This window comes from Myxococcus sp. AB025B, from assembly GCF_006518215.1.
Lineage (GTDB): Bacteria > Myxococcota > Myxococcia > Myxococcales > Myxococcaceae > Myxococcus > Myxococcus fulvus.
Map to the genome: position 1 here is coordinate 1 of NZ_SRLW01000019.1, position 18,168 is coordinate 18,168.

Below are 18,168 nucleotides of genomic sequence, written 5' to 3' on the forward strand. Positions count from 1 at the left end.
CCCACCGCCGCCCCCTTCGGCGCGTCCACCAGCGACTTGTGGATGAGCGCCTCGAAGTCGGTGATTTCGAACGGCTTGTGGAGGAACGCGTCCGCCTCCGGCGCCCCCTGCGGCAACACCGCGCTCAGCAGGATGACGGGCACACCGTGCAGGTCCGGGTCGCGCTTGAGCCGGCGGCAGAGCTCCACCCCGCTCAGGCGCGGCATCATGTGGTCCGTCACCACCAGATGTGGGCGACGCGTCCGGGCCAGGGCCAGGGCCTCCTCGCCATCGCGAGCCTTCACCACATCGTGACCCAGGTCCTCGACCACCTGACTGAGGACCTCCAGCACCGCGGGCTCATCATCCGCGACCAGGACCAGACTCATGCTTCCGCTCCTCCGCACCAGCGTGGCCCCCAAGCCACGCCGCCAGGACTCGGCCTGCCCCTTGGATGAAGCGAGAATCCTCGGGGAACGGCCACCACCCGGAGATGCAATCGTTCACGGACGTGCGGAGTGGTTTATGAAAGGCGCAGCACCGCCTCCAGCGAATCGTGGGAATGACGCCGGCTTCCCGACAGTCCACCTGTCCTTCGCCGGACAATTCGCTGGAGGCCCACGGAGGGTGACATGAAGGGTGGAGTCATGAGGTGGGCAACCCTGCTGGCGGCGCTCATCGCCACGGGAAGCGCGAGCGCGGACCTGGCCCGGCGGCGCGACGCCGTCGTGGAGGTCGTCCAGAAGGTCTCACCGGCCGTCGTCTACATCGGCACCGAGCAGGAGGTGGAGGCGCGCTTCCGCCGCCGCTCCCCGCTGGAGGAGTTCTTCGGCGGCTTCGGGGGTGAGCGCGGCGAGCGCGGGCGACAGAAGATTCAAGGCCTGGGCAGCGGCGTCATCATCGACCCGACGGGCATCATCGTCACCAACGACCACGTCATCCGGGGCGCGTCCACCATCCACGTGGTGCTCGCGGATGGGCGCTCGCTCGACGCGGAGGTCATCGGCAGCGACGCCAACAACGACCTGGCCGTGCTCAAGGTGACGACGAAGGAGCCGCTGCCCATCGCGAAGCTGGGCATCAGCTCCGACCTCATGATTGGCGAGACGGTGGTCGCCATCGGCAGCCCGTTCGGCCTGAGCAAGACGGTGACGGCGGGCGTGGTGTCCGCGACGGGGCGCACCTTCCGCGCCGACAACCGCGTGTACAACGACTTCGTCCAGACGGACGCGGCCATCAACCCCGGCAACTCGGGCGGGCCGCTGCTCAACGTGGACGGCGAAATCATCGGCATCAACACCGCCATCTTCGGCGGCGGAGCGCAGGGCATCGGCTTCGCCATCCCCGCCGACAAGGTCCGCCGCATCGTCGATGAGCTCACCCGCTTCGGGAAGCTGCGGCCGGCGTGGGTGGGAATGGATGCGGTGGACCTGACGCCGCGCGCGGCCCGACAGCTCGGGTGGGACCGCTCCTACGGCGCGCTGGTGACGGCCGTGGAGGACGGCAGCCCCGCGGCCCAGGCCGGCGTGCGGCGCGGGGACATCGTCGCGGAGCTGGGCGGCTCGCGCATCCAGGACGCCGAGGACTTCGACACCCGCGTGCGCGGCTACCCCGCCCGCTCCGCCTTCGCGCTGGTGCTGTTCCGTGAAGGCGCCTCGCGCACCGTCCAGGTCACCCCCTCCGAGTTCCCCGCGCGCATGGTGGAGGCGCTCGCCTGGGACAGGCTGGGACTGCGGGTGAAGGAGAGCCGGGGCGTGCTGATGTTGTCGGGCGTGAGAGGGGGTTCGGCGGCCGCGGAGGTGGGACTGGAGCCCGGGGACACCATCCTCCGGGTGAACAATCAGCCGGTGACGACGGCGGATGCCTTCAAGGAGGCCCTGCTCACCGCGCGTCGCGGACGTAGCGTCCTGTTGCTCGTGAGACGGGGCCGTTACGGCTATCACATCACCCTGCCCTTCGAGCAGGACACGGGGCAGAGCCTGTAGGGCTGTCCTCCGACCGAGCGGGGGTTCGGGTTCCTCGGATTTCGAAGGGCGCGCATCTCGCACTAGCATGCGTGCCCCATGAGCACCGTGCGCTACCTGTCCCTTGGACCCTTGCTCGCCGGGGCGGGCTCCCGAGCCTTCCTGGGGCTCGCCCTGGAAGATGGATTGCCTCCTCGTCCTGTCGTCCTCATCTGGGCGCCCCAGGAGGTGGTCCAGAGCCCCGAGCTGACGGCGAAGCTGACACGAGAGACGAGCCGGGCGCTCGTCTTCGAGCACCCGAACATCCTCCGCGTCCACAGCCTCGCGGCCCAGGACGGAGGGCTGGCCCGCGTCACCGAGTTCGCCGATGGCGAGCCCCTGCGTCGCGTGCTGGAGGCGAGCCCGCGCCTGCCGCCGCCCCTGGCCGCGCTGGTGGCGGCCGACGCGGCCACGGGCCTGCACTACGCGCACATGGCCGGTAACGACGACGGCACGCCGCTGGTGCACGGCGACGTGCGGCCCGAGACGCTGATGGTCTCCTTCAGCGGCCTGACGAAGGTGACGGGCTACGGCGCGCTGAGCGTGGCCCCGCGCGAGCGCGACGGCAAGCGAGTGAAGAACCGCCGCGCGTACAGCGCTCCGGAGCAGCTGCTCGGCGGACGCGAGGCGGTGAACGTCCAGTCGGACGTGTTCCTGTTGGGGCTCGTGCTGCACGAGTGCCTCTCCGGGAAGATGCCCTTCAAGGACAACGCGGACCCGGACAAGGCGACGCTCACGCGCACGCTGCCGACGATGTCCCAGGACGTGCCGCTGAAGCTGGACGCGGTGGTGCGCAAGGCGACGGCGAAGCGCGCGTATGACCGGTACGCCTCCGCGCACGCCTTCCGCGAGGCCATCGTCGAGGCCGTGGGCACGCTGCCCGCGCACACGCTGCTCGCCGACTACCTGGCCAAGCTCTTCCCGCCGGAGAACGAGGCCCGCGCGGCGCGGCGCCGGGTCATCGACGCGGGCATCGCGGACGTGCTGCAGAAGACGGGCGTGCCGCCCCCGGCCGTGGCGGAGTTCCTCGCCACCGGCGCCCTGCCCGCCTCCATCATCCCGAAGGTCTGGCCGGCGATGCAGGGCCAGCTGTCCATCCTGGCCGCCGTGTCGGGGGGAAGCAGCGAGGTGCAGATCGCCGAGCCCTCCTCCGCGCAGGGGGCGAAGGAGCCCGCGAGCACGGCTGCGACGAGCGCGGCCCAGGCCGTGAGCACGGAGGGCCCGGCCTCGGCTCCCGCGAGCAGCTCGTCCCCCGCCGCCGCCGAGGCCACTGGAAGCGCGCCCACGGTCAGCGCGGCCGCTGAAGTCACGGGCAGCACGGCCGTGGCCGCGAAGTCCCCCGAGCCCACGGGCAGCACGGCCGTGGCCACGAAGGCGGGCGAGCCCACGGACAGCACGGCCGTGGCCGCGAAGTCCCCCGAGCCCACGGCCGTGGTGACGAAGTCCTCCGAGAGCACGGGCAGCGCTCCGGTCGTCGGCGCACCTTCGCGGCAGCCGGTGGCGACGAGCGCGCAGGGTTCGTCGACCCAGCCCGCGACCGCCACCGCGGCGGGCCCCGTGCCTCCGGGCGCGGCGGCGCCGAGGAAGTCCTCGCGCGGCTGGCTCGCCATCGTGGGTGTCGGCTCCGCGCTGGCGCTCGCGGGCGCGGCGGTCATCGTCCAGCGGCTGCCCACGCAGGTGGAGGCCTCGCTGGAGGACGCCGGCCCCGCCACCGTGGCGCAGGCGGCAGTGGACGGCGACGCGGGAACGGATGCGGGAACGGACGCGGGCGCCCAGGCCATCGCGATGGGCTACCTGGACCTCACCGTCGACCCGCGCGTGGACGTGTCCTATCCGGGCGGCTTCCTCGGGCGCACGCCGCTGAGCGTGTCGCTTCCGGCGGGACGTCACGTGTTCACGCTGACCAACGCGGTGCTCGGCATCCAGCTGTCACGCACGTTCACCATCCCCGCGAACGGGCGCAACGCGCAGCAGCTCTACCTGAACAAGGCCTTCCTCAACGTGCGCGCGCCGAAGGACGCCATCGTCACCCTCGATGGACGGCTCATCGGCGCCGCGCCGGTCGAGGAGCAGGACGTCTACGAGGGCACCCACCAGCTCCTCGTCATCGCGAACGGGGCGCGCTGGCAGAAGACCTTCAAGGTCGAGCCCGGCCAGCGCATCTCGTTCGACGTCGACTTCGAGGCGCCGCCCGAGGAGTGATGCACCCGAGGTCCCCACCGAGCCCGCGCGCGGGCAGCTCCGGCGCGCGGCGAACCGGTGGGGGCATCGCGACGCAGGCCACGCCGCTCACGATTTGCCCGGACGCGGCTCCAGCTTCAGCAACTCCATGATGCGGTGGGCATCCACGGGGCGGGCCAGGTAGTCGCTCGCGCCGGCGGCGAGGCACCGTCCCCGCTCCTCGTCGGTCAGCTGCGACGTGACGACGACGATGGGCAGCGCTCCGAAGCGCGCGTCCTTCCGCATCGTCCGCAGGACGTCGTAGCCCGCGTCCGTCATGGGCACGAGCAGCAGCACCCCATCCACCTCGGGCGAGTCCCACAGGACGCGCAGGGCCTCCCCCATGCTCTCCGCGTGGAAGCTCTCCAGCCCTCGAGACTCGAGGACGCTGATGAGCGAGAACACCTCCCGGATGTTGTCGTCCACGACGAGGACCCGGTGCCGCGTGGGCCGCTCGAGCAAGGCCTCCTGACGCATCAGCGCCTCACGCGAGTCCACCGGCTCCCACCCAGCCACCTCCGACTCCGCATCCTCCCGGGAGCCCCCGGCGAAGTCCGTCGCCGACAACTCCATCGCCTCCAGCTGAAGCGGCGAGCCGACGCCCGCCTCGACCACCGCGTCGCGCCCCCCGACCTCCACGCCCACGTAGACGTCCGGCAGATAGAGCGTGAACGTGCTGCCGCGCCCCAACTCACTCGCGACCTGCAGCTCTCCGCCCAACAGGCGCGCCAGCTCCCGACTGATGGACAGGCCCAGCCCCGTGCCGCCGTACTTGCGGCTCGTGTCCGCCTCCGCCTGCTGGAAGGCCTCGAAGATGCGCTGCAGCTTGTCCTGCGGAATGCCGATTCCCGTGTCCGCCACGCTGAACGCCAGCACCGCCTCGGCGCGATTGAGCACGTCGCTCTCGAAGTGGAACAGCCCCTTCGCCACTGGCGCGACGCGAAGCTCCACCCGCCCCACGTCCGTGAACTTGAAGGCGTTCGACAGCAGGTTCCTCAGCACCTGCCGCAGCCGCATCGAGTCGGTCCGCAGGGAGCGCGGCAGCCCACCCGACAACACCACGCCGAACCCCAACCGCTTCTGGTCCGCGACGTGCTCGAAGTCCCGCTCGACGAGCGATTTCACCTCCGCCAGCGCGACCTCCTCCGCGACGACCTCCAGCTTCCCCGCCTCCACCTTCGACAGGTCCAGCAGGTCGTTGATGAGGTCCAGCAGGTCCACGCCCGAGGCGTGAATGGTCCGGGCGTACTCCGCCTCGCGAGGCCCCAGCCGATGGTCCGAGTCCTCCGAGAGGACCTTCGCCAGGATGAGCAGGCTGTTGAGCGGCGTGCGCAGTTCGTGGCTGATGTTCGCCAGGAACTCGCTCTTGTGCCGTGACGCCACCGCGAGCTTCTCCGTGAAGCTCATGTTGTCCGTCAGGTCCTTCCACACGCCGGAGGCCCCCGTGTCCGTGCTCGCCCCCTCCACGCCCACCTGCCGGGCCACCCGGTTCACCTCCCGCGAGAAGTCCGTGAGCCGCTCCACCATCGTGTTGACGAGGGTCTTCAGCTCCAGCGACTCGCCCCGGACATCCACCTCCAGCGTCTGCGTCAGGTCTCCCCGCGCCACGGCGCCGCTGACGCGGATGAGGTCGCGCACCTGCACGGTGAAGCTGCTGGCGAGCACATTCACGCCGTCCACCAGCTGCCGCCACGCCCCCGACGCATCCGGCACGTCGACCAGGCTCCCCAGCCGACCCTCCACGCCCACCTCTCGGGAGACGCGGGTCACCTCGCGCGTGAGCAGGACGAAGCGCTCGGCCCCGGCGTTGAACGTCTCCGCGATGCGGTCCAGCAACGGATGCGTCCCCGACACGGGCACGCGCCGCGAGAAGTCACCCTGGTGGGCGGCCTCCATCGCGGCCAGGAGCGCGCGCAGCTGCGCCTGGTCGCTCCGCGTCTTGTGGTTGCCATCGTCTTCCAAGCCTTGCTCCCGAGACGCCGCACCCGTCATGCCGACGCGGCGCGCGCCCTCTCACGACGCCATCTCGCGGCCACCACGAACACGCGTCGCGGTCTCGCTCATCCCGAGCGACGCTACGCGCTCTTGCGACGACGCATCATCGCCTCGTACGAGCGGCCCACGCTCTGCGAGAGGATCATCAACTCGCCCACGTCCGGCGGCGTGAGCTGGTCCGGGCCGTTGTCCACGTAGAGCAGGTGCACGACCTTGCCCCGCACCAGCAGCGGGAGGATGACCGCCGTCGTCGGGAAGCCCCCGCCCAGCAGCTTGTAGAACACGGCCATCGCCGCGTCCCGGCGCACCGGGCCCACGTAGTGCGAGCGCGTGTCGCGCACCAGCCGGAACGTGCTCTGCTCCCGCAGCGCCACGCCGATGCGCCGCACCGCCGACTCGCGCACGCCGGAGCCCATCCCGTGCCAGCCCGTCACCAGGCTGCCCTGCACCGACAGCAGCAGGTTGCGCCGCCACTTGCCCATCGCGAAGCGCAGCACCGTGCGCGCCACGTCCTCGCGGTCCAGGCTGCGCGACAGCTCCGCCTGCGCCTCCGCGAAGGACAGCGGCGTCGTCGGCGGCGCGGGAGGCGGCGTCGTCGGCGGCGCCGCGGCCACGGGCGGCTGCACCACCGGCGGCCTGGGAGCCATCTGCGCCACCTGCATCGGAGGCTGCGCCACCGGCATGCCCACCTGAATCGGAGGCTGCGCCACCGGCACGCCCACCTGCGCCGGAGGCTGCGCCACCTGCATCGGAGGCCGCGCCACGGGAGGCTGCACCATCTGCACGGGAGGCTGCGCCACGGGGCGCTGCGGCGGCGCCACGGGCATCGGCGGCGCCTCTAGCACCTCGACGCCGGTGATGACCTCCTCCTCGCCGACCTCGATGTCGACGTCGCCGTCCGCGCCGCCGCGCAGGGCCTGGGCGTAGAGGGACTGGAACTCCTCCTCGCTCATCAGGTCGGGCGGCTTCTCACGCGACTTCGCGAGCTCGACCTCCTCCCGCGAGCCGGGCTTGGGGCGCGGCCGCACCGCGTTCATGTCGATGGCCCGGAGGGGCCGGAACGCCTTGCTGTAGCGGCGCAGCAGCTGGTTCATCCGGAACTCGGGGATGACCACCGGCACCACGCGCTTGCCCGTCTTGAACGCAATCGCGTCCAGCGTCGTGAAGTCGTGCGGGTTGACGACCGCGACGCTCAGCCGCGTCGCGTCCACCCGCATGGGCAGCAGCTCCTTGTCGTCCGCCTGGTTGGGCGGCACCAGCTCCAGCGCCTTCGGGTCCGGCACCATCTCCCCGGAGGCGAACGCGGCGTTGTGCAGCGCGCCCAGCGTCTTCGCCAGGTCCTGCTCGGACAGCAGGCCCAGCTCCACCAGGTTCGTCCCGAGCCGGCCGCCGTGCACCACCTGGGCCTCGAGCGCCTCCTCGAGTCCCTCGGCGGTGACGAGGCCTTCCTTCAGGAGCTGTTCACCCAGGCGCATGTCGGGCTTGTAGCCGTGCCCCATCCCCCTCCGCAAGCACGCCGCCTCCCTCGCCTAGTCCTCTGGATGATGACTGAGCGCGACGCGATTGCCCTCCGGGTCTCGCACGTACACCGTCCACTTCGTCTGGTGCTCCAGCGTCACGCCCGCCTGAGTAAGCTCGGACACCACACCCTCCCGCTCCGAGCGGGCGATGCGGAACGCCAGCAGGAGCAGGCCCGGGTGCTCGTGGCGGAAGGGGCGCCCCTCGGGCTCGCCGCTCGACGCCTCGATGGCCAGGAAGCCGCCCCCGGGCACGCCCACCCAGATGCTCCGCAAGGTGCCGTCCGGCCTCGGATGCCGGGCGAGCTCGGGAAAGCCCAGCAAGTCCCTGTAGAACGCCGTCACCCGCTCGACGTCCCTCGCCTGGATTGCCACGTGGTGGAAGCCCTGAACGTTCATGGGGCCCGATGGTATGGTCCGCCCGCCCATGGCGCGACTGCTCATCGTCGAGGACAACCACGAGCTGGCCTCCCTCATCGTCTCCTCGGCCCAGGGCCGGGGCCATGACGCGCGCGCCGTGCACACGGGCGAGGCCGCCCTGGAGGCGCTCAGCCCGGGCACGCGCTGGGACGCGGCGCTGGTGGACCTGCTCTTGCCCGACATCCGGGGCAGCGAGGTGCTCGGCGCCCTGCGCGCCCATGGCATCCCCGCCATCGCGGTGAGCGGCGTCTACAAGGGGGACCGGTTCGCGCAGGAGGCCGTGCAGATTCACGGCGCCCGGGGCTTCTTCGAGAAGCCCTTCGAGCTCATCCAGGTCCTGGAGGCGCTGGAGAAGGCCGGCGGCTTCGAGCCCGTGCCCCGCGCCCCGCCCCCCGTGGACGAGGCGGCCGCGCAGGACGTGCTGCTCGACGACGTGGACCTCATCGTGCTGGAGGAGCTGATGCCCACCCCGGAGGACACGGGGGAGGCGGGCTCGCCCATGCAGGCCATCCCCGACTCCGCGCCGCTGCCCGGCCTGGAGAGCGAGGAGCCCGCGCTCCCCCTGCCCTTCGCCCACCGGGGCAAGGTGTGGTCCGGCGAGCAGGCGTCCCTCACGCCCGCGCCCGCGAAGGCCCGGCGCGCCCTGCCCGAGTGGTCGCTCGCGGGGGACCTGAAGGACACGTCCGTCGCGCGGCTGCTCAACGCCTATTACGAGTCGCGCCACCATGGAGAGCTGAAGCTGCGCCAGGGCTCCGTGCTCAAGGTCGTCTACTTCGAGTCCGGCCGCATCGTGTACGCCGCCTCCAACCTGGCCCATGAGCGCTTCGGCCGCTTCTGCGTGCGCCGGGGCGTGCTCGACGAGGCGAGGCTCGCGGAGGTCGCCACCGTCGCGAAGGAGCAGGGGCTGCGCACGGGCGAGGCGATGATTCGCCTGGGCCTGTTGGACGCGGGCCGGCGCAAGCAGCTGCTCGAGGAGCAGGTGCGCGAGCTGCTCTGGTCCTCCTTCCCCTGGACGGAGGGCGCGTACGGGTTCAGCGCGATGCGCCCCCAGCGTGCCGACCTGGTGAAGCTGTCCGTCTTCCCGGGGGACTTGATCCTGGAGGGCGTGGAGAAGACGGAGACGCTGGTCGCGCTGCGCCAGCGCATGTCCGCCGGACGTCGCCTCTTCCCCACCGCCGACCCGCCGTACGGCCTGCACGAGCTGAAGCTGCAGGGTCCACAGGCCCTGCTGCTCGCGTACGCCGACGGGAGCAAGACGGTGGAGGATTTGCTCGCGCTGGTGGACGTGTCGGAGCGACAGGCCCTCGCCACGCTGCGGGGCCTGGAGCTGCTCGGGGTGCTGGAGGAGCGGCCGGAGACGCCCAGCCGCCGTCACCGCATCTCCTTCGGGCTCTGAGTCGCCCCGTCAGCCCTCGCGGCGACGGCGCAGCAGCCGAGCCACCGCGAGCAGGCCGAATAGCGCCGCACCCGAGCCGCCCTGCGAGCAACCACAGGACGACGGCGGCTCACGGTCCAGGGGCCCCGACACCGGGACGCCCTTGAGGAACACCTCGCCGCTGAAGCGCGACGAGCCCAACAGCCGGGGCCGGGCCACATACGTCAGCGTGCGCTGCGCGTGGGCCGGGAGCGACACGCCCTCCACCGAGAAGCCGCCCTCCGTCGCCTGCTCCGCGAGCGACTGTCCCGCCACGCGCACGCTGCCGGGCACCACGTCCATGCCCTCGACGTGCTCGACGTAGCGCAGGCCCGTCACGTCACACGCGGTGGTGTTGCGCAGCGCCACCACCACGCCCACCAGGCCCGTCTCCTGTCCCGCGGCGGCCTCCGTCTCATGGCGCACGTCCACGAAGGGGTCCGCGACAATCGGCACCGAGTGCACCCGATCCGCGTGACCGCCGCCGCTCGCGCTGGCGGTGACGCGCAGGGTGAGGGACTCGCCCACCAGGTCCTGCAGCCCCGTCTCCCGCGTGCTCAGCGTGACGCTCGGGCCCGACAGGGACTCCTGCGTGAGGGCCGGGCCGGACTCGCGCGACCACGACAGGCTGACCTCGCTGCAGGCGTCGGCGGGAATCTCCTGGGTGAGCCGCGCCGTCGCGCCCTCGCCACACCGGGCCACCAGCGCCTCACCGTCCAGCTCCCCCAGCGCGACCGGGCGCGCCTGCGCCGTGAAGGTCTCTCGCGCGCGCCCCGCCTCGACGGGCGTGGGCCCGTCCGAGAACAGCTCGCCGCGCACCGTGAAGGGCGTCTGCGAGCAGACCGCCGGGAGCGTGAAGCGCCACACCCCGGGCACGGGGACGACGTCCGAGGCGAGGGGCTCGCCGGACGCGGACTCCAGGAACATGCGCGCCTTGAGCGCGTGGACGCCCGGGCAGCGCAGCGACGTGCCCAGCCGCGCCTCCGCGTCCTGGCCACCCGACAGCTGCATCGACAGGTCCAGGCTCGCGGCGGAGACGTCCTCGGGCGCAGGCGCCGCCTCCACCTTCACCCACGCCTCCGGTCCCTCCAGCACCGTCCCGTCCTGCAGCGACAGGCGGTTGCGCACCGAGAACGTCAGCGAGGCGCTCGCGCAGCCCTCGGCCGACACCTGGAGCGCGCGCGCCGTCACGGGCGCGGACAGGTCGACGGCGGCGCCAGCGTCATCCCGCACCGTCAGCCCCGCAGGCACGGTGGTGCTCCCGTCCGCCAGCCGCCACACGGTCTGCACCTCGGGCAGCGCCTGCGTGCCGGCGCACGGATGCAGGAAGTCCGGACGCACCTCCACGCTCTCGCCCGAGGTGAACCGGCGGACCGCGTCCGGCGCGAAGGGCGCCGAGGGACGGCCCCAGGGCTGCACGTCCACGCTGAACGTCGTGGGCGGCGAAGGCGTCTGGCCCCGGTCCCTCGCGCGGACCTCGTACGTGTAGCGCGCGCCGGAGGCCGCGCACAAAAACTCCGGCGGCACGAAGGTGGCGCTGCCACCGTTGCCCTCGGTCACCAGGACGGGCTGGCCCGGGGGCGAGCTCCACACGTAGTCCACCGACTCGCACAAGCCCGCGCCGGGGGACGCGGTGAAGACGCGCGAGGGGCCTCCCGCGCTCGTCGAGGCCTGGGCGGGCTGCACGCGCGGCGTGGCGGGCCCCGCCGTGTTCTCGACACGCACGTTCACCGTGGTCTGCCGGTCATGCGTGCCCAGGCCGTCGGCGGCGAAGACGGTGAGCTGCGTGGTGGTCGGCTCGCAGACCTCGGGCGCGGTGAGCGTCAGCGTCACCGCGTCCGGACGAGGCGTGGCGCTGACGTTCAGCGTCGACTGCGCCGCGTCCACGGAGACGCGCACCGCGTCGCCGTCGGGGTCCGTGGCGGTGATGTCCAGCGTCCGCGTGGTGCGCTCGTCGATGAGGACCGGGTCCGGGAAGGAGCCGAACACCGGCGCCGCGGCGTTGGAGTAGTAGATGACGTTCGGCTCGATGTTGCTCAGCGTGAGCACGCAGAAGGTCGGGTCCACGCAGGACACCTGGTTGAACGGGGCCGACACGGGCAGCGACGCGCCCGCGAAGGCGGGATGGATGCGCCACGTCGTGCCCGAGTCCGCCGCGCTCGCGGTGGGCACCGCGCCCAGGACCACCGGCTCCCCATTGCTGTCGACGCCCACCGCCAGACCGAAGCCCGTCCCCCGCGCGCTGCCCTGCTCGGTGGTGAGGTCCACGGACGTGATGCTCACCGGCCCCGAGCCATGCAGGGTGACGCGCTGGAACGTGTCGTTCGGTGGCACGCCCGACGTGAGCTGCCCCCGGAAGAGCCCGTCCTCGTTGCCCAGCAGCGCGACGGGATGGGGACCGCTCGTGGCGAAGAGGTCCAGCGTCAGGAACGGGAGCGTCGTCAGCGCGGTGGGCACGCTGAACTCCGCCAGGCGCTGGTCGCCGCGCACGTAGATGAGGTTGGGCGGCCCGACGACCTGGAGGAGCGCGTGCGGCACCGCGCCCGCCGTGTCCGTCACCCCCATCACCGAGGTCGCCCTGAACTGGCTCGTCTGCAGGATGCGCGTGTTCCAGGGAAGCACACCGGTGCCGGACGGCGTCGCGCCCAGCACCAGGATTTCGTTCGTGTCCACGGTGATGGCCGCGTAGCTGCTCCCCGACTGCGTCTGCATCACCCGGCGCACCTCGAACACGGTGGAGGTGGGAATCTCGGGGATGAACTTGGAGTCGGGCAGGCAGCTGTCGTACGCGTAGAGGGTTCCATTCGCGTGCACGCCGGCGAAGCAGCCCGTGGACGTCAGCAACGTGCCCACCGCGGGAGACAGGAAGCGGAAGGCGACCTGCGCCTCGTTCTCGAAGAGCTCGGCGCCCGTGGAGTGCGCCAGGGCCACGCGCTCATGGCCCCAGGCCCGCACGTCCCGGGGCTCTCCGGGCACGCCGGGCCCCACCTTCCATTCCGCGGAGGCGACCGCGGACACTCCCACGCAGAGACAGATGAGGATGCCGGCGCGCACGCGAGACTCCTAGTAGGCGAGCTCCGCCCGCAGGTAGAGCCGGTCCTGATTCTCCGACGACTCGGTGGCCAGACCCAAGCCGCTGAAGCCCAGCAGTGTGTACCCCACGGCCATCCGGAGTCGCTCATCCATCCGGTAGGCCACTTCCGCCCGCACCGCCGTCAGCCGCTCTCCGTCCAGGGAGGCCGTCCTGCGCGCCGCCTCCGCCGCCACCTCCACGCCCCCCACCACCCGGACCGCCGGACGCACCGTGCCGGTCCACACCCAACGCGACGAGCCCCGCAGCTCACTGCGCCCCGCGTGCAGCCCGGCCGCGACGGAGAACCTGTCACCCAGGCGCACCGCGGGCATCAGCGAGAGGAGCTGCAGCGCCCTGTCTCCGAACGCGGCCCGAGTCCCCGGCAACAGCTCGCGGCTGACACCGTAGCGCGCCACCACCAGCCACGGACCGGGCCTCCAGGCCAGCGCCGCGTAGCCCTCCAGCAGCCGGGCCTCCAGCGCGTCGTCGTTGACGGTGCGCGCGAAGTCCACACGGCCGGAGGCCGTCACGTCGCGCAGCAGCTCCACCTCCGCCGCCAGCGCCACCACCGTCTGCAGCCGGTCCACGGCCTCGGTCGCGCCCCGCTCCGGCGTGCCCTTCTCGCGACGCAGCTCGAAGCGGCCCTCCAGTCGCAGCCGGCTCAGGAGCAGCTGGCCGAAGACGCCTCCCGCGTCGCGCCGCAGCGGCGGGTCCACGTCCAGCAGGCTGCGCACGCCGCGCTCATAGCGCGCGCCCACGCTCAAGCCGTCGAGCACCGACTTCTGGAAGCCCACCGCGCGAGCCATGCGGAGGGTGGAGGCATCATGCAGGCCCACCTCCTCGACGAAGAGCGCCGTGCCGCTGTCCGGCAGCTCCGTGCGCGCGCCCGTGAGCGTCCGGCCCGCGCCGAAGTCCGGCCCGTCGACGTCCACCGAGTAGCCGCCGTAGTACACGTCCGCGCCACGACGCGACTCCACGTTGGCCCAGGCCCGGGGCCCCAGGTCCGGCCCCCAGCCGCCGCGCACGTCCACGCGCGTGTCGCGGCCCAGCGCCACGTCCACGCCCGCCGCGCTGAACGTGTCATCCACCCGTCCGGGCCCCGCGCCATGCAGCGCCAGCTTCTGCCGGTGCGACGCCTGGAGCCACAGTCCCTCGAGCAGCCGGTAGCGGCCCGCGACACCCACGGAGGTGCGGCCTCCCGTCAGCGCCTCGCCCTGCCCCACGACCTCGGCCGCCTTCAAGCGCGCGTCGCGCGCCTCCACGCTCAGGCCCCAGGCGGACTCCTCCCACCCCACGCTCGCGCCGACGGTGCTCGCGGAGAAGGGATGGTCGACGAAGGGCTCGCGCGGGTCCGCCGACTGACGTCCATCCGCGAGCAGCGACAGGCGCAGTCGCCCCAGGGGCTGACGCACCCGCAGCGCCAGTTGCTGGAAGCGCGCCGCGTCCAGGTGCGCGCCATCCGAGAAGCCCCGCGCGCGCCAGCGGTAGGACGCATCCACGGAGCCATCGCCGGAGAACCCCGGACCGCGCAGCCGCAGGCCCAGCGCCTCGCCGCCCGTCGCGACGGCGCCCGTCGGACGCAGATAGCTCAGCCCGCCATCATCCGAGACGCCGAAGAGCCCCGCGTCCACCGCGGAGCCGCGACTGGAAGCCCCCTCCGCCTCCAGCGCGTAGCCACCGACACGCGCCGAGGCCCGGCCGGAGTAGAGCGTGTAGGGACGGCCCTCGCCGCGCCCCTCCCGCACCGCGGCGAGCCCCACGCGGGCGCCCTTCCACTCGGCCCACAGCTCACCACCGCCGGAGTCCTCGGTGTCCATGGAGCGCAGCGCCGCGTAGTCCGCGACGAGCACCGGCTCCGGCGCCTGCGTCACCATGTCCGTCCGGAAGAAGGTGTCGCTCGCGAGGAACGACAGCGGCCGGGACAGCAGGATGCGGCCCGCGAAGTAGTCGATGTCGTAGTCGCGACCTCGCACCAGGTGCCGCTCCGCCAGCGGCAGGCCCGTGACACCGTCGCGCACCTCCACGCGCAGCAGCTCCGAGCCCTCCGCCACCGACACCGCGCCCAGGTAGTAGAGGCTGCCGCCCGTGGCGCGGAGCTCCTCGTGCGCGGGGACCGCGGCGAGCCCTCGCGTCGGGTCGGTGAGGCTTCCGCCGAACGCGTCCACGCCGGCCCGGAGCGCTCCGTCGCGCGCGTCGGCCGACGTCGCCAGCTCCGCGTAGGGACCGAAGAGCGGACGGTGATAGCGGCCCACCTCACGGTCCTGCACCAGCGCGCGATAGGTGCCAAGACCCGCGCGGCCATGCTCCGCGTGCCGGGCCTCGACGCGCAGACGGGCCTCGGAGGCGTTCGGCGTCAGCGACACCGAGTCATCGCCCCACTCCGCCGGAGAGAAGTCCGGGTCCGCCACGCGCTCGAAGCGCTCGGGCACCCGGGGACGCAGCCAGTCCGGGAGCTCCTTGCCGCGCAGCGTGCGCGCGTCCGTGTCGCGCAGGTCCACCTCGCCCACCACGTCCACGGGCCCCAGGCGCAACTCGGCGTGCGCGGAGCCTCGCCCTCGCAGCTGCCAGTCGCTGTCTCCCGGCGCGAACGACACCTCGACATCGAGCAGGGCCACCGCGAAGGGCCGCGCCTCCGCCTGGATGTCCAGCAGCAGCTCGCGCTCGCTCGCGCCCGGCGGGGCCAGTACCAGGGGCACGCGGTTGAGGCCCGGGGACAGCGTCACGGGGACCTCCACCCAGCCCTCCGGCCCCACGAACAGGGGCTCTTGCCCCACGCCGCGAACCAGCGTGCCCTCGCGGGCCTCGACCTTCATTCGCGCGACGCCGGTGGCCGCGCGCTCGTCACGCGCCGCCGGGAGGCGCACCGAGCCCAGGAGCTCCAGGGGCCTGGGCACCACCAGCCAGCCCTCGGCGCGCTGCACGACGTCGATGCGCTGGCGATACAGGCGCACCGAGCCATCCGGCGCCGTCGCGGTGATGGCCAGCTCGTTGGCGCCCGCGATGAGCGGCACCCGCGCGCTCCAACCGCCGCGCGCATCCACCTCCGCCTCCGCGGCCCCCACGCGCACGTGGTCCCCCACGGACGCCTGCCCCGCCACCCGGAACAGCACCGCGCCCTCGCCGGACGCGACGCTCGCCACCGGCGGCGCGCGCTCGAAGGACAGCCCCAGCGACGACGCCGACGCGGGCCTCGTGCGCACCGCGAAGTCCTGGAGGACGACGGCGCCCCAGGGCACCTCCACCGTGGCGGCCTCCGGCGTCACCTGACTCGTCGCGGGCAATGAGCGCGCGTCCACCTTGAGCCGATGACGCCCCGGCCGCAGGTGCAGCCCTCGGGTGACCTCCGGCACGCGCGCGTCCACGCCGGTGAGGTGGAAGCGCCCGTGCGAATCGGTGAGCACCTCGCGTCCCGTCGCCAGCACCAGGCGAACCTGCGCGATGCCAGGCTCGTCCGCGCCACAGCGTCCGTCACCATCCGTGTCCTGGCACACGCGCCCGGCGATGGTCGACGCCAGCGACGGCACGTCCATCGACGCGCCCTGCGCCCGGGCGAGGCCCGCCCAGAACACCACCAGCAGGAGGCCCAGGCCCGAGCATCTCACGGTCGTACCTCGGCCAGCGCCGTGACGCCGGTCTCCACGTCCGCCACGGAGACACTCACCGGCGTGGCCGCGCGAACCGTGAAGGACGTGCGGCCCTCGCGGACCTGCTCGGCTTCCCGCGCGCCCTCCGACAGCGAGACATGCACCCGCCGCCCCTCGAGCGTGTGTCCCTTCGCGTCCTCCAGCCAGTACGTCACGCGCGTGCCCTCCACGCGGAGCCGCACGTTGACGGGGACCTCGGGCGCCACGCGCACCGTCTGCGTCAGCGGCTCGGGCACCAGCGGCGAATCCAACGGATACGCCTGTCCGTCCTTCGTCAGGACATGGAGCGTGCGCACCAGCCCCGTCCAAACGCCGTGCGCCACCACGTGCGCGCCCGGCGCCAACACCCCCAGGGACACGGTGCCATCCGGGCCTGTCGTCAGCGGATGCCCGTCCACGCGCAGCGGCTGTGAGGGCACCGGCTGGTCCGCCAGGTCGGACACGCCCGCGAACAGCTCGCCGCCGCGAGACCACACCGCGATGCGCGCGGGCTCACTGCCCAGCGGTCCCCAGGCCCGCGCACGCAGCGCCACCGACTCCTCGCCACCCGAGGCCGGCGGAGACCATGTGCTCAAGAAGTGCCCCGGCGAGGTCTCCCGCGCCACGGAGAACTCCCCCTCGGGCGCCTCCAGCGCCAGCATCACCCCGGGACGCGGCCTGCCGAGCGCATCCCGCGCTCCCACCGTGACGTCCACGCGGGAGCCACGGTGCACGAGCGGGTCGGCCACGGACATCGTCAGCCGCGACGCGGGCCCCTGGGCGAGCTGGAGCGCGAGGCTCTCCTTCGAGCCCGCGCCACGCTGAGGCCACGCCGCCTCGATGCGCTCGTCATCCGCCAGCGTCCTGGGCGCGGTGTAGAGCCACTCCAGCATGCCGCCCGCCGCGCGCGCGCCATTCGACAGCGTTCCCCGCCGCGCCTGCGCCGTCACCTTCGCGTCCTCCACCGGCTTGCCCAAGGGGTCGCTCGTCGCGCACACCAGACGCGCTCGCGACACCCCATCCGCCGGCAGCCGCTGCGGCTGGAGCACACACGCCAGACCATCCGTGGGCGGCAGGTTCAGGTCGATGCGCTCCCGACGCACGTTGCCCGCCCGGTCCACCACGCTCCCCTTGCCGAAGCGATGTCCCGGCGGCACGACGATGGGCAGACGGAAGCGCCCGTCCGGCCCCGCCGTCACCGGGCCGAAGCTCTCACCCGCGATTTCGATGGAGATGCGCGCGTCCTTCTCCGTCGTGCCCGGCAGGTTCACCGACGCGGCCAGCGGCACCAGCACGCGCCCATAGGCGCCGTGCACGGACTGCGGACTGGGCCACGCGGAGAACGCGACGAGGATGGCCACCTCCGGGTAGCGCGTGTCCGGCAGGATGTAGCGCGCGCGATACGTGCCCGGCTCCACCCGCTCCAGGTCCGCCACCCGTCCGGTGCTCACGCGCACCACGGGCGGCGCGCCGCTGTCGTCGGCCGTGCCGTCCGGCCGCAGCAGCTTCACCGTGAGCCGAGCCTCCTTGTCGCGCCCCTTCACCGGCGCGGCGGGCTCCAGCGCCAGCTGCACCTCGGTGGCCGGCGGCCCCAACACGAAGCGCGCCTGCGCCTCCAGCCCATCCACCTTCGCGCGCACCACCACGTCCCGAGCCCCCGGCCGAGGCACGACGACGTACGTGCCCAGCGGCGGCCGTGCGTCACCTGGCCGAAGCTCCGCGCCCTCCACCGTCACCACCGGCTTGCCCACCCACGGCACGGGCGTACCCGAGGCATCCCTGCGCACCAGCGCCAGCGGGAAACCATCGCGCGTCACCGCCGATGACGGTCCAAGCAGCTCGAGCGTGTCGGCCCAGGCCGAGGCAGCGCACACGCATAGCAGCAGGAGAACTGGGGGATGAAAACGGTTCAGGACGCACGGAA

At 72.8% G+C, this 18,168-nt stretch carries 10 protein-coding genes; 3 read left to right on the plus strand and 7 right to left on the minus strand.

The genetic code is table 11. The features are described from left to right. Window positions 1-368 (minus strand): response regulator (locus tag FL311_RS05100; RefSeq protein ID WP_141323821.1); only part of this gene is annotated, 368 nt, incomplete at its 3' end. A 243-nt stretch (window positions 369-611) separates the two neighbouring features. On the opposite strand from FL311_RS05100, the gene FL311_RS05105 reads away from it, so the two are divergent. After that, window positions 612-1,964, plus strand: coding sequence for a trypsin-like peptidase domain-containing protein (locus FL311_RS05105; protein WP_141323822.1), 1,353 nt, complete (start codon window positions 612-614; stop codon window positions 1,962-1,964). Between the two features lie 78 nt (window positions 1,965-2,042). Next, complete coding sequence (locus FL311_RS05110; protein WP_141323823.1) at window positions 2,043-4,184, plus strand: protein kinase; 2,142 nt, start codon at window positions 2,043-2,045, stop codon at window positions 4,182-4,184. An 87-nt stretch (window positions 4,185-4,271) separates the two neighbouring features. On the opposite strand, the gene FL311_RS05115 is transcribed toward FL311_RS05110, so the two are convergent. From FL311_RS05115 to FL311_RS05125, 3 genes are all read right to left on the minus strand, one after another. Continuing rightward, window positions 4,272-6,164: a hybrid sensor histidine kinase/response regulator gene (locus FL311_RS05115; protein ID WP_194869060.1), complete on the minus strand. Its 1,893-nt coding sequence runs from the start codon at window positions 6,162-6,164 to the stop codon at window positions 4,272-4,274. A gap of 113 nt (window positions 6,165-6,277) precedes the next feature. Next, complete coding sequence (locus FL311_RS05120; protein ID WP_141323853.1) at window positions 6,278-7,672, minus strand: general secretion pathway protein GspE; 1,395 nt, start codon at window positions 7,670-7,672, stop codon at window positions 6,278-6,280. 54 nt (window positions 7,673-7,726) lie between these two features. Then, the gene (locus tag FL311_RS05125) at window positions 7,727-8,113 is read right to left on the minus strand and encodes a VOC family protein (RefSeq protein ID WP_141323825.1); all 387 of its coding nucleotides are present in this window, start codon (window positions 8,111-8,113) and stop codon (window positions 7,727-7,729) included. Window positions 8,114-8,126: 13 nt separating this feature from the next. Here FL311_RS05125 and FL311_RS05130 point away from each other — a divergent pair, with 13 nt between their 5' ends. Continuing rightward, entirely contained in the window at window positions 8,127-9,530 is a 1,404-nt protein-coding gene (locus FL311_RS05130; protein ID WP_141323854.1) for a response regulator, read from the plus strand. Window positions 9,531-9,539: 9 nt separating this feature from the next. Here FL311_RS05130 and FL311_RS05135 read toward each other — a convergent pair whose 3' ends face one another. The 3 genes from FL311_RS05135 to FL311_RS05145 form a co-directional block, all read right to left on the minus strand. Continuing rightward, on the minus strand, window positions 9,540-12,602 hold the full coding sequence (locus FL311_RS05135; protein ID WP_141323826.1) for a hypothetical protein: 3,063 nt from the start codon (window positions 12,600-12,602) through the stop codon (window positions 9,540-9,542). 9 nt (window positions 12,603-12,611) lie between these two features. Continuing rightward, window positions 12,612-16,151, minus strand: coding sequence for a flagellar motor protein (locus tag FL311_RS05140; protein ID WP_228556680.1), 3,540 nt, complete (start codon window positions 16,149-16,151; stop codon window positions 12,612-12,614). A 68-nt stretch (window positions 16,152-16,219) separates the two neighbouring features. After that, window positions 16,220-18,118, minus strand: coding sequence for a hypothetical protein (locus FL311_RS05145; RefSeq protein ID WP_194869061.1), 1,899 nt, complete (start codon window positions 18,116-18,118; stop codon window positions 16,220-16,222). Window positions 18,119-18,168 lie beyond the last annotated feature (50 nt).